Source organism: Variovorax sp. GW821-FHT09A10, assembly GCF_059418385.1.
This window is the reverse complement of the sequence record NZ_JBWKPT010000005.1, coordinates 206,085-229,894: the sequence shown is the minus strand read 5'-3', so window position 1 is coordinate 229,894 and position 23,810 is coordinate 206,085. Positions and strand designations below refer to the sequence as shown.

The following is a 23,810-nucleotide window of genomic DNA, read 5'->3' as shown; positions in this document are numbered from 1 at the left end:
TATGCGTATCTCACTGGCAGACCGTAAACGTCGCGCCTATGCCACCATCCAGGGGATTTCGCCAGGCGTATGACCATCTACTTACATCCAGACGAGAACGCCCGCAAACCGGGCAATCTTAACGACCCCTCGCAGGACGACGAGGCGCTGAGCGAACGCGACCTGAATCCCCCCTGCGTGCTGGTGTTCAATGCCAGCGATCCGAGCGGCGCGGGCGGTCTGGGCGCCGACGCACTGGCCATGGGATCGGTGGGCGCTCACATCCTGCCGGTGGTGACGGGCGCCTACGCCCGCGACACGGCCGAGATCTTCGACCACTTCGCCTTCGAGGAAGAGGCCGTGGCCGAGCAGGCCCGCGCCATCCTGGAAGACGTCGAAGTCCAGCTGATCAAGGTGGGTTTTGCCGGCACGCCCGAGGCGCTGAGCACCATCGCCGAGACCGCCGCCGACTATCCCGACGTGCCCGTGGTGGCTTACATGCCCAACCTGTCGTGGTGGGACGAGAACCTGATCGAGGCCTACCTGGACGCTTTTCGCGATCTCGTGCTGCCCCAGACCACGGTGTTGGTTGGAAACCACAGCACCCTGTGGCGCTGGCTGCTGCCCGACTGGAGCGGCGAGCGCCCGCCCGGCGCGCGCGACATCGCCAAGGCCGCCGGCGAGTTCGGCGTGCCCTACACATTGGTCACCGGCATGGTGCTGCCCGACCAGTTCATCGACAACGTGCTGGCCTCGCCGCAGTCGGTGCTGGCCAGCGAGAAGTACGAACGGCTCGAAGCCGTCTTCGCCGGTGCCGGCGACACGCTCTCGGCCGCGCTCGCGGCCCTGCTCGCCAGCGGCACCGACCTGGTTGCCGCCACGACCGAAGCGCTCGCTTACATGGACCGCTGCCTCGACGCGGGCTTCCGCCCCGGCATGGGCCACGTGCTGCCCGACCGCCTGTTCTGGGCCGAGCCCGAGGACGACGAAGACGACGACGAACCCGACACCCCTCCCGATTTCGCTTTACCCCCGCACGACACGCGACACTGATGACTGACCAGAACGACATTCTTTTCGAGCGCGCCCGCGCCGTGATCCCCGGCGGCGTGAACTCGCCCGTGCGCGCCTTCAAGGCCGTCGGCGGCACGCCCCGTTTCATCCAGCGCGCGCAAGGCGCCTATTTCTGGGACGCCAACGACAAGCGCTACATCGACTACATCGGCTCCTGGGGCCCGATGATCCTGGGCCATGGCCACCCGGCCGTGGTCGAGGCGGTGCAGAAGGCCGTGCTCGAAGGCTTCTCGTACGGCGCGCCGACCGAGCGCGAGATCGAGCTGGCCGAAGCCATCCTGGCCCTGGTGCCGTCGATGGAGATGGTGCGCCTCGTGAGCTCGGGCACCGAAGCCGCCATGAGCGCGCTGCGCCTGGCGCGCGGCGCCACCGGCCGCAAGACCATCGTCAAGTTCGAAGGCTGCTACCACGGCCATGCCGATGCGCTGCTGGTGAAGGCCGGCTCGGGCCTCGCCACCTTCGGCAACCCGACCTCGGCCGGCGTGCCGCCCGAGGTGGTGCAGCACACGCTGGTGCTCGAGTACAACAACCTGCAGCAGCTCGAAGAAGCCTTCGCGCTGCACGGCCAGGACATCGCCTGCCTGATGATCGAGGCGATCGCCGGCAACATGAACTTCGTGCGCGCCACGCCCGAATTCGCGAAGCGCTGCCGCGAGCTGTGCACGCAGCACGGCGCGCTGCTGATCTTCGACGAGGTGATGACGGGCTTCCGCGTCGGCCTGCACGGCGCGCAGGGCGTGCTGGGCATCACGCCCGACCTCACGGTGCTCGGCAAGGTGATCGGCGGCGGCATGCCGCTGGCGGCCTTCGGCGGTCCGCGCGCCATCATGGAACAGCTCGCGCCGCTGGGCCCGGTCTACCAGGCCGGCACGCTGTCGGGCAACCCGGTGGCCACCGCCTGCGGCCTGGCCACGCTGAAGGAAATCTCGAAGCCCGGCTTCTACGAGGCGCTGGCCAAGAAGACCCGCACGCTGGTCGACGGCCTGAAGGCCGCCGCGGCCGCCGAAGGCCAGCCTTTCAACGCCGACAGCGAAGGCGGCATGTTCGGCTTCTTCCTGATGAACGAGCTGCCGCAGAACTACGCGACAGTGATGACCACCGACAACGCGCAGTTCAATGCACTGTTCCATGGCCTGCTCGACCGCGGCGTGTACATCGCGCCGGCACTCTATGAAGCAGGCTTCGTGAGCGCCGCGCACAGCGAGGACGACATCGCAGCCACCATCGCGGCGGCGCGCGACATCTTCAGCAAACGCTGACGCGCGCCCTCCCCGCTCAGGCGGGGTCGACCGCCGCCACCGGCCCGGCCTCGGCTTCGAGCACCTCGGCCGCGGCCAGGCAGAGGTCTTCGCGGAAGCGGTCGCTCACGAGCTGCACGCCCGTGGGCAGCCCGTGGCGCATGCCCATCGGCACCGACAACCCCGGCAAGCCCAGGATCGCGGTGGACAGCAGCGGGCTCTGCGCATCCAGAATCTCCCGCATCGCGACGCTGCCACGCTGGTCGGCGTCGACCGGGAACGGATGGCGCCACGACACCGGCATCAGCAGCAGCGGATGACGCTGCAGGAACAGCGCCCATTCGCGCATCAGGCCCGTGCGCGCGGCCAGGGCACGCATGTAGCTTGCGGTGTCGAACTGCGGCGCGTGCGCGTCCATGGCGCGGTAGGCCTGGCGGATGGTGTCGTCGCCGTCGCGCATCAGTGCCTCTTCCACCAGCAGCCGGCTGTCGGCCATCGTCAATGACAACCAGAGGTCGGCCGTCTCGCGCAGGCGCGGCGGCTGCGCGGGCTCGACGCGGTAGCCGGCGCGCTCCAGACGGCGCGCGGCGCGCTGCAACGCATCGGCCACCTCCGGGTCGCAGGCGTAGCCGGGCAGCTCGGTGCACAGCGCGACGCTGACGCGGCTGCCCGACGTGGCCGATTCCAGCGGCGCGGGCGCCCACCACGGGTCGCGCACATCGCGCTGCGCCATCGCGGCAAAGGCCAGCCGCAGGTCGCGCACGCTGCGCGCCAGTGGCCCCTGCACCGACGTGAGCTGGACCACCATCGGCCGCTCGCCCGCACCTGAAGGATTGAAGGCCGGCACGCGCCCGAAGCTCGGGCGCAGGCCGTACACGCCGCAGGCATAGGCCGGGTAGCGGATCGATCCACCCTGGTCGTTGCCATGCGCGATGGCGCCGATGCCCACCGCGACCGCCGCCGCCGCGCCACCGCTTGAACCGCCCGGCGTGACGTCGGCGTTGTACGGATTCAGCGTGCGCCCGTGGGCCGCGTTGTCGGTGAACCAGCGCATCGAGAACGCGGGCGTGTTGGTGCGGCCGACCACGATCGCGCCGGCGCGCTGCAGGTTCGCCACCACCGGGCTGTCGTCCTTCGCCACGACGCTGCGGTAAGCCTCCACCCCGTTGGTGGTGGCATGCCCGCGCTGGTCGACGTTGACCTTGATGGTGACCGGCACGCCGTGCAGCGGCCCGATCGCTTCGCCCTTCGCGAGCACGGCATCGGCCTGCGCCGCCGCGCCGAGGGCCTCGTCGGCGCAGCCGTCGACCACCGCGTTCACCCGCGGGTTGACGGCCTCCAGCCGCGCCAGGCTGCTGCGCACCGCCTCGACGCACGAGACCTCGCGCGCCTTGATGCGCTGCGCCAGGTCGGCGGCTTCCAGTTGCCAGAGTTGCATGCGTTGTCTCCTTGAGAAAAATGAAATCGATCGATCGATCGGACGTGCGTCAGTCGCCCTTGACGCCCGCGCGCCGCACCGCGTCGGCCCAGCGCGGCTTCTCGCGCTTCATCAGCGCGCTGAGTTCCTCGGGGCTCGAAGGCAGCGCCTCGATCGACAGCGCGGCGTTGGCCCGGACCACGGCCGGGTCGGCCAGCGCGGTGCGCAATGCGGTGTTGAGCCGGTCGACCGTCTTGCGCGGTGTGCCTGCCGGCGCCATGAGTGCGCCCCAGGCCACCACATCGAAGCCCGGCACGCCGCTTTCGGCCACCGTCGCCACCTCGGGCAGCACGCCGGCGCGCTTCGCGCTGGTCACGGCGATCGCCTTGACCCGACCCTGCTGGATGAACGGCAGCACCGCCGAGATGTTCTCGATGGTCACGTCGAGCTGGCCGTTGACCATGTCGCCGACCGCCTGCGTGCCGGTCTTGTAGGGCACCTGCACCATCGTCAACCCGGTCTCGGCCTTCAGCAGCTCGCCGGTCAGGTGGCCCGCGCTGCCGATGCCGGGCGAGCCGACCGACAGCTTGCCCGGATGCTCACGCCCGTAGGCGACCAGCTCCTGCAGGTTGCGCACCGGCAGGTCCTTGCGCACGATCAGCACGTAGGCATTGCTCGAGATCAGGCCGACCGGCACCAGGTCTTTCTCCGGCGCATAGGGCAGCTTCGAGAAGAAGGCCGGGTTGATGCTCAGCGTGACGAGGTTGCCGTAGCCGACCGTGTAGCCGTCCGGCGCGGAGGTGGCCAGCGCCTGTGTGCCGACGATGCCGCCGGCGCTGGGACGGTTGTCCACCGCCAGGGCCTGGCCCAGTTCGCGCCCCATGGCGTCGGCCACCGGCCGCACCGCGACGTCCACGCCCGACCCGGCGGCGTACGGCACGATGAACTTCAACGGGCGCTCGGGGTACTGCGCCGAGGCGCCGAGGGCGATGGCGGCAAGCCCGGCCAAAAGGGTGCGGCGGGTCCACGCGAATGACAGCAGTGCAGGCACGAAGGTATCTCCTGTGAGAAGCCCGCCGCTCACCATGAGACGACCGGTGCGCAAAGTCTAGAAATCGGCCGCGCGCCCGAAAAGACAATCGCTTGTCGCGATGACAACCTGTGTTTGTCTGGGGATCACCCGGTGGCGCCGCCCGGCAGAATGCCCCGCATGAAGGACCACCAGCTCAAGGCCTGGCTGCGGCTGGCCGACACCGGCAGCATCCGCGCCGCCGCGCGCAGCCTGCACCTGAGCCAGGCGGCCGTGACCAAGGCGATCCGCGAACTCGAGGCCGAGGTCGACGCTCAACTGGTGCTGCGCAGCTCGCGCGGCATCGAGTTCACCGAGTGCGGCCGCCAGCTCACCGTGCGCGCGCGGCTCGCACACCAGCAGCTCGAACTCGCGCGCCAGGACATCCGCATCCTGCAAGGCAGCCAGCACGGCCGCGTGGCCATCGCAGTCACGCCGATGGTGTTCCTGGGCGTGCTGCCCGAGGTGGTGCGCGCCTTTCGCAAGGCCATGCCGCATGCGCAGCTCAAGCTCTTCGACGGCCTGATTCCCCAGGTGCTGCCGCTGCTGCGCGAAGGCACGATCGACTTCGCGGTGGCGGGCCCTGTCGCCGCGGCGCTCGATGCCGACTTCGCGTTCGAACGGCTCGACATGATCGAGATGGCGGTGCTCTGCCGGCGCGGCCATCCGCTGAACCACGCCACCCGCTGGGAAGAAGTGGCGGGCGCCGAATGGCTGATGCACCTGGCGCCGGGCAGTCAGCACACCTTCCTGCTCGAGCAGTACGCCGCGCAGGGCCTGCCGCTGCCGGAGCACCGCATCGAGGTGGCGTCCTTCGGTGTGAGCTGGGGCCTGCTCACGCGCAGCGACGCGCTGATGGTCGGGCCGGCCGGCATGCTCACGATGCCGCCCTACGCCGATCTGGTGGAGCGCGTGCCGCTCGCGATGCCGGTGCCGCCGCTGGAGCTGGGCATCGTCTCGCCGCGTGGCAAGCCGCTGTCGCTGGCGGCGCTGCGGCTGGCCGAGCTGTTCCGCAAGTACCTGGCGCGGCCCGCCTGAGCGATGTCATCGTTTTCGCGATGGCCGCGTGTATATTGCGCCGGCGTTCGCGGGGCCATTCCCGCGCGCGCAGACCCAAGGGAAGCCGTCATCGCAGCCACCATCGAAGCCGCGAGACAGAACAAATTTCAGGATGCCCCGCCCATGACCCCCTTGCGCATGCTGCCGCTGCTGAGTGCCCTTCTCCTGCCGGGCCTCGCGCTGGCGCAGTCTTTCGAGCGGAAGAACATCTGGGTCAACCCCGGCTTCTACTCGGCCCACTTCGACAGCGGCAAGGGCCTGGAAAACGCCAACCCGGGCCTGGGCTTCGAGTACCCGCTGAACGACACCTACCGCGTCACGGCCGGCACCTTCCACAACAGCAACCGGCGCCAGTCGCACTACGTCGGCCTGTACATCCTGCCCTTCGAGTTCTACGGCGTGAAGTTCGGCGCGGTGGTGGGCGGCTTCGACGGCTACCCCGACTACCGCAACGGCAACTGGTTCCCGGCCATCATTCCGACGGCCGCCATCGAGGGCAAGAACTGGGGCCTGAACATCGCCTACGTGCCGACGATCAAGAACCGGTTGTACGGCGCGATCAGCTTCCAGCTGAAGTACCGCTTCGGCACGCACGAGTAGCGGCCACAAAAAAGCCAGGGCCGCGTGAGCGACCCTGGCCTTGTTCTGTTCGGGCAGGCCCCGCAGGGCCGCAGACTCAGTGCCGGAAGTGGCGCACGCCCGAGAACACCATCACCACGCCGCGCTCGTCGGCCGCGTCGATCACTTCCTGGTCGCGCATCGAGCCGCCCGGCTGGATCACGCAGCCCGCGCCCGCGTCCACCACCACGTCCAGGCCGTCGCGGAACGGGAAGAAGGCGTCGCTCGCCACCGCCGTGTCCTTGAGCGACAGGCCCGCGTGCTCGGCCTTGATGCTGGCGATGCGCGCGGAGTCGAGGCGGCTCATCTGGCCCGCGCCCACGCCCATGGTCATGCCGTCAGCGCAGAACACGATCGCGTTGCTCTTGACGTATTTCGCGACCTTCCAGGCGAACAGCAAGTCTTGCAGTTGCTGCGCCGTGGGCTGCTTCTTGCTGACCACCTTGAGGTCGGCCAGCGCCAGCTCGTGGTTGTCGGCGGTCTGGATCAGGAGGCCCGAGCCGACGCGCTTGACGTCCATCGCGTTGCGTCCGTTGTCCCAGTCGGTGGTGCCACCCTTGGGCAGCGCGATCTCGAGCACGCGCACGTTGAGCTTGGCCTTGGTGGCCTGGAACACTTCGAGCGCCTCGGGCGTGTAGCCCGGTGCCATCAGCACTTCGACGAACTGCTTGTTGACGGCCTGCGCGGTGGCCAGGTCGACCGGGCGGTTGAAGGCGATGATGCCGCCGAAGGCCGAGGTCGGGTCGGTCTTGAAGGCCTTGCTGTAGGCCTCGAGCGCATCGGCGCCCACGGCCACGCCGCAGGGGTTGGCGTGCTTCACGATCACACAGGCCGGCTCGTCGAAGCTCTTGACGCATTCCCACGCCGCATCGGCGTCGGCGATGTTGTTGTAGCTGAGTTCCTTGCCCTGCAGCTGCTTGGCCGACACGAGCGAACCGGGCGCCGGGTACAGGTCGCGGTAGAACGCGGCCTGCTGGTGCGGGTTCTCGCCGTAGCGCAGGTCCTGCACCTTCACGAAGCGGCCGTTGCTCTGCGCCGGGAACAGCGAGCGCGTGGGCGCGGGCTGGCCGATGCTGGCGTCGAAATCGATGGCCGAGAGGTAGTCGCTGATCGCGCCGTCGTAGTCGGCGATGCGGTTGAACGCGGCCACCGAGAACGCGAACTTGGTCTTGTCGCTGAGCTTGCCGTCGGCCTGGAGCTCGGCCAGCGCCACGGCGTACTGCGAGGCGTCGGTGAGCACGCCCACGTCCTTCCAGTTCTTGGCGGCGCTGCGCACCATGGCCGGGCCGCCGATGTCGATGTTCTCGATCGCGTCTTCCAGCGTACAGCCGGGCTTGGCCACGGTGGCTTCGAACGGGTACAGGTTGACCACCAGCAGGTCGATGGTGTCGATGCCGTGCTCCTTGATCGCGGCAACGTGCGCGGGCAGGTCGCGGCGCGCCAGCAGGCCGCCGTGGATCTTCGGGTGCAGCGTCTTCACGCGGCCGTCGAGCATTTCGGGAAAGCCGGTGTGGTCGGCGACCTCGGTCACCGGCAGGCCGGCGTCGGCCAGCAGCTTGGCGGTGCCGCCGGTGGACAGCAGCTTGACGCCCAGGCCATGCAGGGCCTGCGCGAATTCAAGGATGCCGGTCTTGTCGGAAACGGAAAGGAGTGCGGTCTGAGCCATGGGATATGCCGTGGAGTTATTTCAAAAGTTTGTGCTCGACCAATTTCTTGCGGAGCGTGTTGCGGTTCAGGCCCAGCCATTGGGCGGCCCGGGACTGGTTACCTTCGGCGCGCGTCATGACGACGTCGAGCAGGGGTTTCTCGACCACGCGCACGAGCATCTCGTACATGCCGTCGGGTTCGGTGCCCCGCAGATCGCGAAAGTAGCTGTCCAGACTGCTGCGAACGCAGTCCTCGATGTGTTTCTTGCTCATTGCTTCTTCTCTTTTTGTCTTCGCTCAATCGACGGCGCAGGCCGTCTCCTCTTCTCCCGCCGGCTCCTCGTCTGCCGTCGGGGCGGGCATGCGGTCCATTCGGTCCGCAAGCCCCTGGAAATAGTCGTCGACCGCGCGCAGCTGGCCGGCGCAGTCTTCGATGGCGTTCATGCGTGCGCGGAACGCCTCACCGTCGGGCAGCGCACGCACATACCAGCCGATGTGCTTGCGCGCCGTGCGCACGCCGCTGAACTCGCCGTACAGCGCGTAGTGCTCCACCAGGTGGTCGAGCAGCAGCCGGCGCACCTCCGCCACCAGCGGCGGCGCCAGGTGGGTGCCGGTGTCCAGGAAATGCGCGATCTCCCGGAAGATCCACGGCCGGCCCTGCGCGGCGCGGCCGATCATCACGGCGTCGGCGCCCGTGGCCGCGAGCACGTCGCGCGCCTTCTCGGGCGAGCGGATGTCGCCGTTGGCCACCACCGGCACGCGCACCGCGGCCTTCACGGCGGCGATGGTGTCGTACTCGGCGTGGCCCTTGTAGCCCTGCTCGCGCGTGCGCCCGTGCACGGTGAGCATCTGCACGCCGGCCGATTCGAAATCGCGTGCGAGCTTCACCGCATTGCGGTGGTCTTCGCTCCAGCCGGTGCGCATCTTGAGCGTGACCGGCACGTTGAATGGTTGCGCCGCGTCGACCACGGCCTGCACGATTTCCAGGGCCAGCGGCTCGTCGCGCATGAGCGCCGAGCCGGCCCACTTGTTGCAGACCTTCTTGGCCGGGCAGCCCATGTTGATGTCGATGATCTGCGCGCCGCGCTCGATGTTGTAGACCGCGGCCTCGGCCATCATGGCCGCGTCGGTGCCGGCAATCTGCACCGCAATGGGGCCCGGCTCGCCGTCGTGGTTGGCGCGCCGCGAGGTCTTCAGCGTGTTCCAGAGTTCCTTGCGCGAGGTGACCATCTCGCTGACCGCATAGCCCGCGCCGAGTTCGCGGCACAGCATGCGGAAGGGCCGGTCCGTCACGCCGGCCATGGGCGCGACGAACAGCCGGTTTTCCAGCGTGTGGGTGCCGATCTGCAAGGTCATGGGAAGGAGTGCTGTGCGGGTCGGCTGCTGAAAAATGAGGCACGATTGTAGCCACGTGGCATTTCAGCGACTGAAACGATTTACGCCTTTTTGCGCTTGCGACACAGGCGTAAGCACCAGTATTTCGCGGGGCCTTCTCCCACGCGGTCGCGACGTGAGCGCTGCCTATACTTCGCCGACCTTATGCAAGCCTGGCTCGACGCACTCCTGGCGCTCCTTGCGCTCCCCCAGTACGGACTTTCGACGCTGTTCATCGCGGCCTTCGTGTCCGCCACGTTGCTGCCGGTCGGCTCCGAACCGATCTTGTTCGGCCTGCTGAAACTCAACCCTGAGATGTTCTGGCAGGCCATCGCCGTGGCCACAGTGGGCAACACGCTGGGCGGCGCGGTCGACTGGTGGATGGGCTACGGCGCGCACAAGGTGGCCGACAAGTACTCGCACTCGAAGCACCACCTGCGCGTGCTCGGCTGGCTCGAGCGGCTGGGCCCGAAGGCCTGCCTGCTGAGCTGGCTGCCGATCGTGGGCGACCCGCTGTGCGCGGTCGCCGGCTGGCTCAAGCTGCCGTTCTGGCCCTGCGTGGGCTACATGGCGATCGGCAAGTTCCTGCGCTATGTGACGATGACCTACGCGCTTCTTTACGTCTTTCCGTCATGAAGCGCGCGGTCGAAAAAACTCAGCTCAGCAGTTCGTAGGGGCCGCCGCGTTCCAGCGCGCGCTGGTAGGCCGGACGCGCATGGATGCGCTCCAGGTAGGCCATGAGCTTCGGCCGCTTCGCATCGAGGCCGCCGCGCGCCCGCGAGGCTTCGACCACGAAGCTCATCTGGATGTCGGCGCCCGTGAATTCATTGCCCGCGAACCACTCGCTGCGGCCGAGCTCGGCCTCCATGAAATTCAGATGGCCCGCGATGTTCGGATGAATGAAGGCCGACTTCGCCTTGCTTGCGATGGCCTTGGCGATCGGCTTGGCGAAGAAGGGCATCTTGCTCGTCTCGATCCGGTCGAACACCAGCTTGAGCAGCAGCGGCGACATCGCCGTTCCTTCGGCGAAGTGCAGCCAGTAGCGGTAGCGCAAGGCCTCGGGCGTGCCCGGCGCGGGCGCGAGCCGGCCCTGGCCGTAGCGCTCGATGAGCGACTCGATGATCGCGCCCGATTCCGCCAGCGTGGCGCCGTCGTCGGTCGTCACCACGGGCGACTTGCCCAGCGGATGCACGGCCTTCAGCGAAGCGGGCGCCAACATGGTCTTGGGGTCGCGCTGGTAATGGACGATCTCGTAAGGCAGCTCGAGTTCTTCGAGCAGCCAGAGCACACGTTGCGAGCGCGAGTTGTTCAGGTGATGGACAGTGAGCATGGCGAATGAAAGCCTTCCGGCGGAGGATGCAGCGGGCGCGCAGTCTAACCACAACGCACGCGGGTTCCGGGCGCCCGCTGCGACAGCGTCACCGCCTACGGCAAACCGTGAACCTGCTTCCTACACTGGCCGGAATGCTCCACCACTTCACGCGGCGCCGCCGCACCTCGCTCATCGGACTCTGGCTCGGCCTCGCGGCCTGCCACGCCTGGGCGCTCACGCCCGAGGAGGTGTTCCGCAAGGTCTCGCCCGCCGTCTGGACCGTGAAAGGCGAACGCGGTAACAACCAGACCGCCATCGGCAGCGCGGTGGCCGTGACCTCGGGCGCGCTGGCCACGGCCTGCCACGTGGTCGACGGCGCCGTCTCCGTCACCGTGGAGCAGGGCCCGACCACGCTGCGCATTGCCCGCATCGTGCGCGACCCCGATCCGTCGCGCGATCTGTGCGTGCTCACGAGCGAAGCGCCGCTGCAGCTGCCCGCCGTGCAGATCGTGCCCGCCGCCGAGTTGCGCGTCGGCCAGCGCGTGTTCGCCGTCGGCAGCCCGCACGGCCTCGAACGCACGCTGAGCGAAGGCCTGATCTCGGCGCTGCGTCCGCGCGCGCCCGGGCAACTGCCGATCGTGCAGACGTCGGCGCCCGTGTCTTCAGGCTCCAGCGGCGGCGGGTTGTTCGACACCGAGGGCCGGCTGGTCGGCGTGACCGACAGCATCGCGCCCGGCGGCGCGAACCTCGGCTTCGCCTACCCGGCGCAATGGGTGATGGAACTGCCGCAGCGCGTGACCACGGAGCTGGCGACATGGCGCGATCTGCTGAAGAGCACCGGCGTGGTGTTCGGCCCCAACGGAGAACCCGCGCCTTCCGGCCACGCCGAGCTGTCGGACCTGCAGGCCCTGCCCTCCATCGGCGCCGACCCGACCCCGGTGCGCAACGCCTACCGCCAGTTCCTGCTGCAGGCCCGTCCCCGCATCTTCCTGATCACGAGCGACCAGAAGTTCGGCACCGCGACCAGCTCGGCCGCGCTGACCGCGCATCTGAAAGGTTGCACTGAACGCAAGGTGACGTGTGCGGCCTATGCGGTGGATGACACGGTGGTGTGGGGCCAGCAGCAGGCCGCGAAGTAGCCGGGGCTTACTTGACGCCGGCCTTGCGGAGCTCTTCCGCCGTGATACGGACGGGCTTCTGGCCCCGCTGAACCACGATGGCGGTGTTGGTACGCACCGCGGCCTCGCGCGCGGCCCGCGCGGCGCGCCGGATCGCAACCAGCGAAGCGGCCAGATCCTTGTCCTTGGCTTGCATGAGCTGTTCACGGGTCATGGTGCTTCTCCCCATTCGATGAGATCCGGCTCTTCGCCGGCGTTGTCGTACAGCGCCCACGCGTCTACCGCGACGCGATAGCGGTCGTCGAAATTCCGGCGCCCCGCCTCGAATCGGCGGCGAATCACATCTTCGGGAATGTGATGCCCGCCCTGCCGGACACGCTCGGCGACGCGCGCCACTGCAAATTCTGCCGTCGGAAGGGCCAGAAAGAAAAGGCTCACGTGGTAGCCCGACTTTCTCCACGCATCAATGTGGCGCAGATAGCCCAGTCCCGACAGGGTCGTCTCGAAAGCAAAGCTCTCTCGGCGACGGGCGCACTCCGCAATCTCCACCAGCATCAATCGCCCGGCCTTGATGGCCTCGGCCTCCGGTGCGAAAGGCGACAGCCCGGCTGCGATCAGGTCGGCATTGATGAAGCGCGCGATTTGCGCTTCCTGTGGAAGAAAGGCGCGGGCGAAAGTGGTCTTGCCCGCACCGTTCGGTCCCGCAATGATGACGATCTTGGGATGGCTCATCAAAGCAGGAGATGCGCGCTCAGGAACTGAACAAGAAGTTCATCACGTCGCCATCCTTGACAACGTATTCCTTGCCTTCCGAACGCATCTTCCCCGCGTCCTTCGCACCCTGCTCGCCCTTGAAGGCGATGTAGTCGTCGAACGCAATGGTCTGGGCGCGGATGTAGCCCTTTTCGAAGTCGCCGTGGATCACGCCGGCGGCCTGCGGGCCGGTGTCGCCGATGTGGATGGTCCAGGCGCGCACTTCCTTCACGCCGGCCGTGAAGTACGTTTGCAGGCCCAGCAGCTTGAAGGCGGCGCGAATGAGGCGGTTCAGGCCCGGCTCTTCCTGGCCGATTTCGGCGAGGAACATCTTCTTGTCTTCGTCGTCCATCTCGGCCAGGTCGGCTTCGATCTTGGCGCAGATGGCGACCACGGGCGCGCCCTGCTTGGCGGCGTACTCGCGCAGGCGGTCGAGGTAGGGGTTGTTCTCGAAACCGTCCTCGGCCACGTTGCCCACGAACATCGCGGGCTTGGCGGTGATGAGCGTGAAGCTCTTCACCAGCGGCTGTTCTTCCTTTGTGAACTCGAGCGCGCGCACCGGCGTGTTCTCGTTCAGCGCGGCCTGGCAGCGCTCGAGCAGGCCGACGAGCTTCTGCGCGTCCTTGTCGCCCGAGCGGGCCACCTTGGTGTGGCGGTGCAGCGCCTTCTCGACCGTGGCCAGGTCGGCCAGGCAGAGTTCGGTCTGGATCACTTCGATGTCGGAGATCGGGTCGACCTTGCCGGCCACGTGGATCACGTTCTCGTCGTCGAAGCAGCGCACCACGTTCACGGTGGCGTCGGTCTCGCGGATGTGCGCCAGGAACTTGTTGCCCAGGCCTTCACCGGTGCTGGCACCGGCCACCAGGCCGGCGATGTCGACGAACTCGACGATGGCGGGCACCACGCGCTCGGGCTTGACGATCTCGCTCAGCTGGTCGAGCCGCGGATCGGGCACTTCCACCACGCCCACGTTGGGCTCGATGGTGCAGAACGGATAGTTTTCCGCTGCGATGCCGGCCTTGGTCAACGCATTGAAAAGGGTGGATTTACCGACGTTGGGCAGGCCGACGATGCCGCATTGCAAACTCATGGGAGGTCCTCTTGGGTAACCCCCGATTTTAGGCTGACCGGGTTCTCCCCCGGGCTGGGCCCACTTCCGGCCACTGCCGCGAACCTTTTCCCAGACGTTCAGCGGCGCACGAAGACCCTCTGGCAGCAGGTTTCCGGCCCCAAAAGCTCAGGGTTAGACCCGACTCGCAAACGTTTGCGCAAACGTTTCCCTCGATTAACATCGGAGCCCCCGGCACAGACCGGCGTTCCGCTCTGACCCCTCATTTCAGGAGACATCCACCATGAAGTTCACCCGCCGTACCCTGCAAAGCGCTGCCGCACTGACCTTGCTGGGCGCCATCGCCGGAACGCCCGCCTTCGCGCAGGACAAGCCGAAGGTCGCGCTGGTCATGAAGTCGCTGGCCAACGAGTTCTTCCGCACCATGGAAGACGGCGCCAAGGCGCACCAGAAGGCCAACGCCGCGCAGTACACGCTGGTGGCCAACGGCATCAAGGACGAGACCGACACCGCCGCCCAGATCAAGATGGTCGAGCAGATGGTGGCGCAGAAGATCAACGCGCTGGTCATCGCGCCCGCCGATTCGAAGGCGCTGGTGCCGGTGATCAAGGCCGCCATCGACAAGGGCATCCTGGTCGTGAACATCGACAACCAGCTCGACGGGGCCGCCCTGAAGGAAAAGGGCATCCAGGTGCCCTTCGTCGGCCCCGACAACCGCGCCGGCGCCAAGCTGGTGGGCGACGCGCTCGCCAAGGAGCTGAAGTCGGGCGACAAGGTCGGCATCATCGAAGGCGTGTCGACCACCTTCAATGCGCAGCAGCGCACGCTGGGCTACCAGGACGCCATGAAGGCCGGCGGCATGACCGTGGTCGGCGTGCAGTCGGGCCAGTGGGAAATCGACAAGGGCAACACCGTGGCCGCCGGCATGATGCGCGAGCACCCCGACCTGAAGGCCCTGCTGGCCGGCAACGACAGCATGGCGCTGGGCGCGGTGGCCGCCGTCAAGGCCGCGGGCAAGACCGGCAAGGTGCTGGTGGTGGGCTACGACAACATCGGCGCCATCAAGCCGATGCTGAAGGACGGCCGCGTGCTCGCCACCGCCGACCAGTTCGCCGCCAAGCAGGCCGTGTTCGGCATCGAGACCGCGCTGAAGGCCATCGCCGACAAGAAGAAGCAGTCGGAAATGCCGGCTGAAGTGAAGACCGACGTGGTGCTGGTCACCAAGTCGTCCAAGTAAGCCCGAGCCCTCCGTTTCCCTCGACAAGAAGAAGACTCCGTTTTGACTGCCGCCACCGACGCCGCCCTGCACCCGCCCTTACCCACCGCGGTGCTCTCTTTGAGCACCGTGGGCAAGGACTACGCGGCGCCGGTGCTTGATGGCGTCTCGCTCGAGTTGCACGCCGGCGAAGTGCTGGCGCTCACGGGCGAGAACGGCGCAGGCAAGAGCACGCTGTCGAAGATCGTCTGCGGGCTGGTGCAGCCCACGCGCGGCGGCATGCTGCTGGACGGCCAGCCCTTCGCGCCGGCCTCGCGCCGCGACGCCGAGCGCCTGGGCGTGCGCATGGTCATGCAGGAACTCGGCCTCGTCACCACGCTGTCGGTGGCCGAGAACCTGCTGCTCGACCGCCTGCCGCACAAGAGCGGCTGGATCCGCCGCGCCACGCTGCACGAGCTGGCTGAGCGCCAGCTCGCCAAGATCGGCCTGGACGGCATCGACCCGGCCACGCCGGTGGCGCGGCTGGGCATCGGCCAGCAGCAGATGGTGGAAATTGCGCGCAACCTGCAGGACGACACGCGCGTGCTGGTGCTCGACGAGCCCACCGCCATGCTCACGCCGCGCGAAACCGCGCACCTGTTCGAACAGATCGAGCTGCTGAAGCTGCGCGGCGTGGCGATCGTCTACGTGTCGCACCGCCTCGAAGAACTGCAGCGCATCGCCGACCGCGTGGCGGTGCTGCGCGACGGCAAGCTGGTCGACGTGCGCGCCATGGCCGGCGTGCGCGAATCCGAACTGGTGCAGCGCATGGTCGGACGCGCGGTGCACGAGCACGAAGGCCGCGCGCGCCGCGTGGCGGGCCCGGTGCTGCTGAGCGCGCGCGGCATCGGCCGGGCGCAGGTGGTGCGCGACGTCGATCTCGAACTGCGCGCGGGCGAAGTCATGGGCCTGGCCGGGCTGGTCGGCTCGGGCCGCACCGAACTCGTGCGGCTGCTGTTCGGCGCCGACCGCGCCGACCGCGGCGAGGTCGTACTGCACGACGGCACGCCCGCCGCGCAGCCCGTGCAACATGCGCGCAAGGGCTGGCGCTCGCCGATGCAGGCCATTCGCGCGGGCATCGGCCTCGTCACCGAAGACCGCAAGTCGCAGGGCCTGCTGCTGTCGCAGCCGATCCGCGTCAACGCCACGCTGAGCGACCTCGGCGCGATCTCGCATGCCGGCTGGCTGCGCCGCACCAAGGAGCGGCAGATTGCACGCCGACTGGTGGAGCTGCTGCGCATCCGCTCGCGCAGCATCGAACAACCCGTGTCCACGCTCAGCGGCGGCAACCAGCAGAAGGTGGTGTTCGCGCGCTGGCTGCACCGCGAATGCAAGGTGCTGCTGCTGGACGAGCCCACGCGCGGCGTGGACGTGGGCGCGCGCGCCGACCTGTACGCCGAACTCGACCGCATGACCGACGCCGGCAAGGCGCTCCTGATGGTGTCCAGCGACCTGCGCGAGCTGATGGCCATGTGCGACCGCATCGGCGTGATGAGCGCCGGCCGGCTGGTCGCGGTGTTCGAGCGCGGCGAATGGAGCGAACAGTCGCTGCTCGCCGCCGCCTTCAGCGACGCCACGGGCCGCGTGCCCGGTTCCCCGGCGGATTCCGCCCCTTCCGCATCCGCCCCGACTTCCGCCGACGCCTGACGACCATGAACGCAGCCTCTCCCTCTTCTCCTGCTTCCGCCGCCACCAGCAAGCCGCCGTCCGCACTCAAGGGCCAGCTCGGCACCTACCTCGGCCTCACGGTCGTGCTGCTGGGCATGATTGCGCTCTTCGGCTCGATGAGCGAATACTTCCTCACGCGCGAGACCTTCATCTCCATCGCCAACGAAATCCCGGCGCTGGCCGTGATGGCGGTGGGCATGACCTTCGTGCTGATCATCGCGGGCATCGACCTGTCGGTGGGCTCGGTGCTGGCGCTGAGCGCGGCCGTCACGGCCGCCGCCATCCTCGAATGGAAGCTCTCGGTGCCGCTGGCCGCGGTGCTGGGCCTGGCCACTGGCCTCATCTGCGGCACGGTGACGGGCGCGGTGTCGGTCGCCTGGCGGCTGCCGAGCTTCATCGTCTCGCTGGGCATGCTCGAAGCCGTGCGCGGCGGCGCCTACCTGGTCACCGACTCGCGCACGCAGTACGTGGGCGACGCCATCTCGGGCCTGGCCGCGCCGTGGATCGGCGGCATCTCGGCCGCCTTCGTGCTCGCCGTGGTGCTGGTGGCCGTGGGGCAGCTGGTGCTCACGCGCAGCGTGTTCGGCCGCCACGTGGTGGGCATCGGCACGAATGAAGAAGCCATGCGCCTGGCGGGCATCGACCCGCGGCCGATCCGCATCATCGTGTTCGCCGTGACCGGCCTCTTGGCCGGGCTCGCGGGCCTGATGCAGTCGGCCCGCCTCGAAGCGGCCGACCCGAACGCGGGCGTGGGCATCGAGTTGCAGGTGATCGCGGCCGTGGTCATCGGCGGCACCAGCCTCATGGGCGGGCGCGGCTCGGTGGTCAACACCTTCTTCGGCGTGCTGATCATCGCGGTGCTCGAGGCCGGCCTGGCGCAGGTGGGCGCGAGCGAACCGAGCAAGCGCATCATCACGGGCGCGGTGATCGTGGTGGCCGTCATCATCGACACCCTGCGCCAGCGCCGGGCCGATCGTCGACTGGCCTGAGCTTCCACAGGAACAAAGACAACCATGGCCACCATCAAGGACGTCGCCCTCCAGGCGGGCGTTTCCGTCACCACCGTGTCGCACGTCGTCAACGACACGCGCCACGTGAGCGCCAAGGTGCGCGAGCGCGTCGAGCTGGCGATCCGCGAGCTGGGCTACGTGCCCAACGCGATGGCGCGCAGCCTCAAGAGCAACACCACCTCGACGCTGGGCATGCTCATTCCCAACAGCTCGAACCCCTACTTCGCCGAGATCGTGCGCATCGTGGAAGACCGCTGCTTCGGCGCCGGCTACACGCTGGTGCTGTGCAACACCGACGACGAGCCCCGGCGCCAGAGCGTGTACCTGCAGGTGCTGGCCGAGCGCCGCATCGACGGGCTCATCGTGGTGTCGACCGGCGCCGACGAGGACGACTCGCTCGCCACCCAGCTGCGCGGCCTGCGCATTCCCACCGTGCTGGTCGACCGCGAGATCGCCGACCCGGCCTGCGACCTGGTGGAAACCGCCCACATGCAGGGCGGCCTGCTCGCGGTGCGGCACCTGCTGTCGCTGGGCCACAAGCGCATCGCCTGCATTGGCGGGCCGCTGGGCGTGACCTCGAGCGAGCAGCGCATCGAAGGCTGGCGCATGGCGCTGGCGGAAACCGGCTCGCCGCCGAACGCCGACGCGCTGCTGTGGCGCGGCGGCTTCACCAGCCAGGGCGGCTACGAGGCGATGCACGCCATCCTGCGCACCGAGCAGAAGCCCTCGGCCGTGTTCGTGTGCAACGACCTGATGGCCATCGGCGCGCTGCGCGCCGCGCATGAAAGCGGCGTGCGCGTGCCCGACGAACTGTCCATCGTGGGCTTCGACGACATCGAACTGTCGGCCTACACCAGCCCGCCGCTCACCACCGTGGCCCAGCCCAAGGAGCGCATCGGCGCGCTGGCGGTCGACATGCTGCTGGAACGCATGGGCGGCAAGCGCCGCGACGCACGCAAGGTCGTGCTGCAGCCCGAGCTGCGCGTGCGCGCCTCGACCGCGCGCCACGCGGGCTTTCGCGAAACCGGCGTGACCCCCGCCCCTTCCACCACCGCCACACCTTCCAAGTCCCGCACCTCGTGAGCCTTCAGCCTCTTTCTTCCTCCAAGGCACCGCGCATCGTGGTGCTCGGCAGCCTGAACATGGACATCGTGCTGCGCGTGCCGCACGCGCCGGCCGCGGGCGAAACCCTGCTGGGCCGCTCGATCGACGCCATCCCCGGCGGCAAGGGCGCCAACCAGGCCGTGAGCTGCGCGCGCGAAGGCGCGCAGGTGCAGATGATCGGCTGCGTGGGCGACGACGCGCATGGCGCGGCCCTGCGCGAGGCGCTCGCGCGCGACGGCATCGACACCGCCGCGCTGCGCACCGTGGCGGGCGAGCCGACCGGCACGGCGCTGATCCTCGTGGAAGACAGCGGCCAGAACCGCATCGTGATGATCCCCGGCGCCAATGCGCAGGTCGCCATCGACGAGGCCTCGCTGACGCAGCAGGTGCAGGGCGCGGCCTTCCTCGTCGCGCAGTTCGAGACCCCGATGGACCAGGTCGCGCGCGCCATCGCACTCGCGCACGGCACGGGCTGCAAGGTGCTGCTCAACCCCTCGCCGGTGCAGCCAATCGCCGAGGCGCTGTGGCCGCAGATCGACACGCTGGTCGTCAACGAGATCGAGGCGCAGACGCTGTGCGGCCAGTCCGCCGACAGCCCGCAGGACGCCGCCCGGGCCGGCCAGGCGCTGCGCGCGCGCGGCATCGCCCGCGTGGTCGTGACGCTGGGTTCGCGCGGCGCCGTGGCCATCGACGCCGACGGTGCGCGCCACCATCCCGCGCCGAAGGTGCAGGCCGTCGACACCACCGCCGCCGGCGACACCTTCCTGGGCGCGCTCGCCGTGGCCCTGGGCGAAGGCCAGTCCTTCGACGAGGCCGTGCGCCTGGGTGTCCGCGCCGCCGCGCTGTGCATCCAGCAGCCCGGTGCCCAACCCTCCATTCCGCTGCGCGACGCCGTGCTGCGCAGCCCCCTGCCCCCCGACTGGATCACGCTGTGAAACGCTCTCCCCTGCTGCACGCCGAACTCTCCCACGTGATCGCCTCGATGGGCCACGGCGACATGCTGGTGATCGGCGACGCCGGCCTGCCCATTCCCGACGGCCCGCGCCGCATCGACCTGGCCGTGGCGCGCGGTGTGCCGGGGATCACCGATGTGCTCAAGGCGGTGCTGTCGGAGATGCAGGTGGAAAGCGCGCTGATCGCGCGCGAGGCGCTGGAGCCCTTGCCTGCCGGCACGCTGCCCGCGTGGTGCGAAGGCCAACTGGGCGTGGTGCCGCAGGTCATCTCGCACGAAGAACTGAAACGCGTGAGCGCACGCGCCAAGGCCGTGGTGCGCACGGGCGAATGCACGCCCTACGCGAACATCATCCTGGTCGCGGGGGTGGCGTTCTGAATGGGCCTCGACGCATCGGTCCGCTGCAACTGCTGGGAGCGCGGCCTGACCCGGCCGACGCCCCTGGCACCGCGCATCGTCATCGACGAAGAGGGCTATCCCGCGTTGAAGGACGACGACGACCCGGACTTCGGCGTGTTCTGGGAGTGGCTTCAGACATGCTGCGTCCACCCGGGCATGAAGCAGGCCCACGAGCACCTCGCGAACTGGCACGGCTATCGGGAGTTCTTGCATGCGCTGCACCAGGCAGGAGATGCCGAGCGCTTCCCGACGCTGTTCGACAACCTGCCGGTGGCGAATGGCGGTCTGGCACCCGCCGCCGTGGCATCGCGCATGCTCGCGGAGCTGTCGGACTTCGAACAGTCCGCGCGCTTCGGCCAACGCTTCGTGCTGCTGGACTCGACCTCAGGCGATGAACTGCGCAGTGCCTCGGCGTCGCACGAGTTTGTGCTGACGTCCGAGCTGCGTCTGGGCGTTGATGCCGAGGGCTTCTTCGTCGTGTCGGGAGACGCCGACGTGCTGTTTCGCAGCAAGCGCTTCACGCAGGCCCTGCTGGTGCCTGAAGACTCAGACCCGGTCAGGTCGGGCCCTGCGCTTTTGACTGATCTGGATTCAGGCAGGAGCTTTCGCTGCGCGCTTGCGATGCCTGGCCCCGACATTGCCTGGCCCGACGGTCGCATGCAGAACGATGCGGGTCAGTGTTGCTCCAGCTACCCGACGGCGGTTCATTTCGAGATGCGCGACCGCACGAGTGCCGACTTCAACTACATCGTCGAGCCGCTTCGAATTTTGTGCAGCGCAGCCATCGAAACGGGAAATCCGATTCGCTGGTCGTAAAGACCACGGCGCTTACTCGAACCTGTAGTTCGCGCCCACCACCTGCCCCACCTTGAGCATGTGCTCCACGCCCTGCACCACGATGCAGTTCATGCCGAAGGTGATGCCGCCGTCCACGCGCGCGTCGGCGCGGTAGGTGCGCAGCATGTCGCCGACCTCGGGGCTGCTGAGCGCGGTGGCCGGGTCGATGTCGGGAATGGGGCAGCGCGTGCAGGGCTTGACCGGGCGCAGCTCGGCCTCGCCTTCGCCGGTGGTGACGTGCAGCGCGTCGACCCGGTCTTCGTCGTGCGACTCGATGCCGGCCAGCACGATGTTCGGGCGGAAGCGCTCGATGCCGACCGGGCCGTGGCCCGCCGCCGCCAGGCGCTCGTTGAGCTCGGCGATCGAGCCCTCGCTGGCCACCAAGAGCGGGAAGCCGTCGGCGAACTGGTTCAGCGCCTCGACGCCGTCGGTCCACTTCAGGCTCGACAGGCGCTGGTGCTCGGGGTCGAAGCGCACCAGGCGCAAGGTCTGCGGCTTGCCGGGCTCGGAAAGAAAGTCGCTGAACCACTGGGCGGCGATGTCGCCCATGTCGTAGGCCGCCACCTCGTCCTTCCACACACGCACGCGCACCGGCTGCTCGACGCGGTCGAAGGCCAGGTGCAGCGCCAGCATGCCGGGCGCGCGCAGCACGACCTCGGTGTGCTTCATCTGCGGCTGGATGAGCGCCATGCGCGGCAGCTGCCGCTGGGTGACGAACTCGCCCTGCGCGTCGACCACCATCCAGGCGCGGTCGAACTCCAGGCCGGTTTCGGTGAGCAGCATCTCGTCGAGCTCGACGCCGGCGCACGACTTGACGGGGTACACGAACAGGCGGGCGATGGTGGCCTGGAGATCGAAAGCGGACGGCTGCGACACGGTGGGGGTTCCTTTGAAATCGCTGGGCATTCTCCCGCATGAACGGGTATCGGCGCCCGTGCGCGAGGCAACTCCTACAATCATCCGATGGCCCTTTCCCCCGAAGTTTGTATCCGCGGCGCCGGCATCGTCGGCCGCACGCTGGCGCTGCTGCTGGCGCGCGAACGCGTGCGTGTCGCGCTCGTGGTGCCGCCGGCCCCTGCGGGCAAGGAAGACATCCGGGCGTACGCGCTCAACGCGGCGTCCCGCACCATGCTCGAATCGCTGCGCGCCTGGCCCGATACGGCCCATGCCACGCCGGTGCACGAGATGCAGGTCCACGGCGACGATGGCGGCCGCGTGCAGTTCAGCGCCGCGCGCCAGAAGGTCGAGGCGCTGGCCTGGATCGTCGACGTGCCCGCGCTCGAACAGCAACTGGCCGACGCGGTGCGCTTCCAACCCCTGATCGACGTGGTGACCGAGCCCGTGGCCGCGCCGCTCACGGTGGTGTGCGAAGGCAAGGCCAGCGCCTCGCGCGCGGCGCTGGGCGTGAGCTACGAGGTCACGCGCTACCCGCAACACGCCATTGCCGCGCGGCTCGAGGCCGCGCACACGCACGACGGCATCGCACGCCAGTGGTTCAACGACCGCGGCGAGGTGTTCGCCCTGCTGCCGCTGGGCGGCGTGCACGGCAAGACGCTGGCGCTGGTGTGGTCGGTCGACCAGCTGCGCGTGCCCGAGCTGGTCGCGCAAGGCGCCGATGAATTCAACGCCGCGGTGAGCGAAGCCAGCCACGGCGAGCTGGGCTCGCTGCGGCTCACGAGCGAACGCGCCGTGTGGCCGCTGTCGCGCGCCATCGCCGACCGCTGGTCCGGCACGATGCCCGGCCAGCCCACCCAGTCCTGGGTGCTCGCGGGGGACGCCGCGCACACGGTGCATCCGCTGGCGGGCCAGGGCCTGAACCTCGGCCTGGCCGACGCGGCCGCGCTGGCCGACGTGATCCGCACCCGCGACTACTGGCGCAGCGTGGGCGACGCCCGCCTGCTGCGCCGCTACGAACGCGCCCGCCGCGCCGACGTGCTGCAGATGAGCCTGGCCACCGACGGATTGCAGCAACTTTTCTCGCACAACCTGGGTCCATTGCCTGCGTTGCGCAACTGGGGCATGCGCGGTTTCGACCGCACGCGCTTCGTGAAGCACTGGATCACCGCGCAAGCCATGGGCCTGAAGTCCTGACACCCCGCGCCCTCCAGCCCTCCACCTTTTTCCCGAAACCTTCCCGATGACCTTCGTCCGCCACCTTCTCGTCGCCGCCTGCGCGCTGCTCACGCTCTCCACCGCCGGCGCGGGCGAGGCCGAGATCCGCAAGAACCTGCCGACGCACATCCCGCAGCTGCCGCCCATCGAGGAAGTCACCAAGACGCCCGTGCCGGGCCTGTACGAAGTGCGCGTGGGCGGCAGCCAGCTGCTCTACACCGACGAGCAGGGCAACTACCTGCTGCAGGGCAATCTGATCGACGCCAAGACCCGCCGCAACCTCACCGAGGAGCGCGTCGAGAAGCTCACCGCCGTCGCCTTCGACAAGCTGCCGCTGAAAGACGCGATCAAGATCGTGCGCGGCAACGGCAAGCGCAAGGTTGCGGTCTTCGAAGACCCGAACTGCGGCTACTGCAAGCGCTTCGAGAAGGACATGAAGAAGGTCGACAACGTGACCGTCTACATGTTCCTGTACCCCGTGCTCGGCCCGGATTCGACCGCCAAGTCGCGCGACATCTGGTGCAGCAAGGACCCGGGCAAGGCCTGGGGCGACTGGATGGAAAACAGCGTCAAGCCCGCCGCCGCAGCCACCAGCTGCAACGTGACGGCGCTGGAGCGCAACGTGGAGTTCGGCCGCAAGTACAACATCACCGGCACGCCCACGCTGATCTTCACCGACGGCAGCCGCGTCCCGGGTGCGATTCCCGCCGAGCAGGTCGAGAAGCAGCTCGCCGCCGCCAACTGATC

General features: G+C 68.6%; 25 protein-coding genes. 15 read left to right on the top strand and 10 right to left on the bottom strand.

Annotation, left to right across the window (positions count from 1 at the left end; genetic code table 11):
- The first annotated feature begins 69 nt into the window (after positions 1-69).
- Together thiD and hemL are read left to right on the top strand one after the other, a co-directional pair.
- Entirely contained in the window at positions 70-1,032 is a 963-nt protein-coding gene (gene thiD, locus AC07Q9_RS20750; protein ID WP_489061670.1) for a bifunctional hydroxymethylpyrimidine kinase/phosphomethylpyrimidine kinase, read from the top strand.
- Complete coding sequence (gene hemL, locus AC07Q9_RS20745; RefSeq protein WP_495311661.1) at positions 1,032-2,312, top strand: glutamate-1-semialdehyde 2,1-aminomutase; 1,281 nt, start codon at positions 1,032-1,034, stop codon at positions 2,310-2,312. Before thiD ends, hemL begins: the two co-directional genes overlap by 1 nt.
- Before the next feature lie 16 nt (positions 2,313-2,328).
- Here hemL and AC07Q9_RS20740 read toward each other — a convergent pair whose 3' ends face one another.
- Together AC07Q9_RS20740 and AC07Q9_RS20735 are read right to left on the bottom strand one after the other, a co-directional pair.
- A complete protein-coding gene (locus AC07Q9_RS20740) occupies positions 2,329-3,729 on the bottom strand; it encodes an amidase family protein (RefSeq protein ID WP_495311660.1) in 1,401 nt (466 codons plus the stop codon).
- 49 nt (positions 3,730-3,778) lie between these two features.
- Entirely contained in the window at positions 3,779-4,759 is a 981-nt protein-coding gene (locus AC07Q9_RS20735; protein WP_492680128.1) for a Bug family tripartite tricarboxylate transporter substrate binding protein, read from the bottom strand.
- Positions 4,760-4,918: 159 nt separating this feature from the next.
- Here AC07Q9_RS20735 and AC07Q9_RS20730 point away from each other — a divergent pair, with 159 nt between their 5' ends.
- Both AC07Q9_RS20730 and AC07Q9_RS20725 read left to right on the top strand, forming a co-directional pair.
- Positions 4,919-5,815: a LysR substrate-binding domain-containing protein gene (locus tag AC07Q9_RS20730; protein ID WP_495311659.1), complete on the top strand. Its 897-nt coding sequence runs from the start codon at positions 4,919-4,921 to the stop codon at positions 5,813-5,815.
- 144 nt (positions 5,816-5,959) lie between these two features.
- Complete coding sequence (locus AC07Q9_RS20725; RefSeq protein ID WP_495311658.1) at positions 5,960-6,436, top strand: hypothetical protein; 477 nt, start codon at positions 5,960-5,962, stop codon at positions 6,434-6,436.
- Between the two features lie 76 nt (positions 6,437-6,512).
- Here AC07Q9_RS20725 and purH read toward each other — a convergent pair whose 3' ends face one another.
- From purH to dusB, 3 genes are read right to left on the bottom strand one after another with little or no spacing between them, the layout of a single operon-like run.
- Positions 6,513-8,120, bottom strand: coding sequence for a bifunctional phosphoribosylaminoimidazolecarboxamide formyltransferase/IMP cyclohydrolase (purH, locus tag AC07Q9_RS20720; protein WP_495311657.1), 1,608 nt, complete (start codon positions 8,118-8,120; stop codon positions 6,513-6,515).
- Between the two features lie 16 nt (positions 8,121-8,136).
- Complete coding sequence (locus AC07Q9_RS20715) at positions 8,137-8,373, bottom strand: Fis family transcriptional regulator (RefSeq protein ID WP_056577757.1); 237 nt, start codon at positions 8,371-8,373, stop codon at positions 8,137-8,139.
- 24 nt (positions 8,374-8,397) lie between these two features.
- The gene (gene dusB, locus AC07Q9_RS20710; RefSeq protein WP_070062764.1) at positions 8,398-9,456 is read right to left on the bottom strand and encodes a tRNA dihydrouridine synthase DusB; all 1,059 of its coding nucleotides are present in this window, start codon (positions 9,454-9,456) and stop codon (positions 8,398-8,400) included.
- 183 nt (positions 9,457-9,639) lie between these two features.
- On the opposite strand from dusB, the gene AC07Q9_RS20705 reads away from it, so the two are divergent.
- Entirely contained in the window at positions 9,640-10,110 is a 471-nt protein-coding gene (locus tag AC07Q9_RS20705) for a YqaA family protein (RefSeq protein WP_062479132.1), read from the top strand.
- A gap of 19 nt (positions 10,111-10,129) precedes the next feature.
- Here the strand turns inward: AC07Q9_RS20705 and AC07Q9_RS20700 are convergent, their stop codons facing one another.
- Positions 10,130-10,804 (bottom strand): glutathione S-transferase, encoded by a 675-nt coding sequence (locus AC07Q9_RS20700; protein ID WP_495311656.1) that lies wholly within the window; start codon positions 10,802-10,804, stop codon positions 10,130-10,132.
- Between the two features lie 134 nt (positions 10,805-10,938).
- On the opposite strand from AC07Q9_RS20700, the gene AC07Q9_RS20695 reads away from it, so the two are divergent.
- Positions 10,939-11,925: a S1C family serine protease gene (locus AC07Q9_RS20695; RefSeq protein WP_495311655.1), complete on the top strand. Its 987-nt coding sequence runs from the start codon at positions 10,939-10,941 to the stop codon at positions 11,923-11,925.
- A 7-nt stretch (positions 11,926-11,932) separates the two neighbouring features.
- Here AC07Q9_RS20695 and AC07Q9_RS20690 read toward each other — a convergent pair whose 3' ends face one another.
- Genes AC07Q9_RS20690 through ychF form a run of 3 tightly spaced genes read right to left on the bottom strand, consistent with a single transcriptional unit; the run spans position 11,933 to position 13,747 of the window.
- Positions 11,933-12,118, bottom strand: a complete 186-nt coding sequence (locus AC07Q9_RS20690; RefSeq protein WP_489061681.1) for a hypothetical protein — start codon at positions 12,116-12,118, stop codon at positions 11,933-11,935.
- The gene (locus tag AC07Q9_RS20685; RefSeq protein ID WP_099792943.1) at positions 12,115-12,636 is read right to left on the bottom strand and encodes an ATPase; all 522 of its coding nucleotides are present in this window, start codon (positions 12,634-12,636) and stop codon (positions 12,115-12,117) included. The genes AC07Q9_RS20690 and AC07Q9_RS20685 overlap by 4 nt, the downstream gene beginning before the upstream one ends.
- A gap of 19 nt (positions 12,637-12,655) precedes the next feature.
- Positions 12,656-13,747, bottom strand: a complete 1,092-nt coding sequence (gene ychF, locus AC07Q9_RS20680) for a redox-regulated ATPase YchF (protein WP_307584454.1) — start codon at positions 13,745-13,747, stop codon at positions 12,656-12,658.
- A gap of 262 nt (positions 13,748-14,009) precedes the next feature.
- Between ychF and AC07Q9_RS20675 the strand changes: the two genes are divergently transcribed.
- Genes AC07Q9_RS20675 through AC07Q9_RS20645 form a run of 7 tightly spaced genes read left to right on the top strand, consistent with a single transcriptional unit; the run spans position 14,010 to position 20,930 of the window.
- Positions 14,010-14,963 carry a sugar ABC transporter substrate-binding protein gene (locus AC07Q9_RS20675; protein ID WP_101490361.1) on the top strand — a complete coding sequence of 318 codons (954 nt, stop codon included), beginning with the start codon at positions 14,010-14,012 and terminating at the stop codon, positions 14,961-14,963.
- Positions 14,964-15,005: 42 nt separating this feature from the next.
- Entirely contained in the window at positions 15,006-16,628 is a 1,623-nt protein-coding gene (locus AC07Q9_RS20670) for a sugar ABC transporter ATP-binding protein (protein ID WP_495311654.1), read from the top strand.
- A gap of 5 nt (positions 16,629-16,633) precedes the next feature.
- Positions 16,634-17,638, top strand: coding sequence for an ABC transporter permease (locus AC07Q9_RS20665; RefSeq protein ID WP_495311653.1), 1,005 nt, complete (start codon positions 16,634-16,636; stop codon positions 17,636-17,638).
- A gap of 24 nt (positions 17,639-17,662) precedes the next feature.
- On the top strand, positions 17,663-18,742 hold the full coding sequence (locus AC07Q9_RS20660) for a LacI family DNA-binding transcriptional regulator (RefSeq protein WP_062482006.1): 1,080 nt from the start codon (positions 17,663-17,665) through the stop codon (positions 18,740-18,742).
- The gene (rbsK, locus tag AC07Q9_RS20655; protein ID WP_495311652.1) at positions 18,739-19,698 is read left to right on the top strand and encodes a ribokinase; all 960 of its coding nucleotides are present in this window, start codon (positions 18,739-18,741) and stop codon (positions 19,696-19,698) included. The genes AC07Q9_RS20660 and rbsK overlap by 4 nt, the downstream gene beginning before the upstream one ends.
- Entirely contained in the window at positions 19,695-20,093 is a 399-nt protein-coding gene (rbsD, locus tag AC07Q9_RS20650; RefSeq protein WP_307696937.1) for a D-ribose pyranase, read from the top strand. Before rbsK ends, rbsD begins: the two co-directional genes overlap by 4 nt.
- On the top strand, positions 20,094-20,930 hold the full coding sequence (locus tag AC07Q9_RS20645; RefSeq protein ID WP_495311651.1) for a hypothetical protein: 837 nt from the start codon (positions 20,094-20,096) through the stop codon (positions 20,928-20,930).
- 12 nt (positions 20,931-20,942) lie between these two features.
- Here the strand turns inward: AC07Q9_RS20645 and AC07Q9_RS20640 are convergent, their stop codons facing one another.
- The gene (locus AC07Q9_RS20640) at positions 20,943-21,827 is read right to left on the bottom strand and encodes an MOSC domain-containing protein (RefSeq protein WP_307638010.1); all 885 of its coding nucleotides are present in this window, start codon (positions 21,825-21,827) and stop codon (positions 20,943-20,945) included.
- Positions 21,828-21,914: 87 nt separating this feature from the next.
- On the opposite strand from AC07Q9_RS20640, the gene AC07Q9_RS20635 reads away from it, so the two are divergent.
- Together AC07Q9_RS20635 and AC07Q9_RS20630 are read left to right on the top strand one after the other, a co-directional pair.
- Entirely contained in the window at positions 21,915-23,042 is a 1,128-nt protein-coding gene (locus AC07Q9_RS20635) for an FAD-dependent monooxygenase (RefSeq protein WP_495311650.1), read from the top strand.
- Between the two features lie 46 nt (positions 23,043-23,088).
- A complete protein-coding gene (locus AC07Q9_RS20630; protein ID WP_495311649.1) occupies positions 23,089-23,808 on the top strand; it encodes a DsbC family protein in 720 nt (239 codons plus the stop codon).
- Positions 23,809-23,810: the final 2 nt, after the last annotated feature.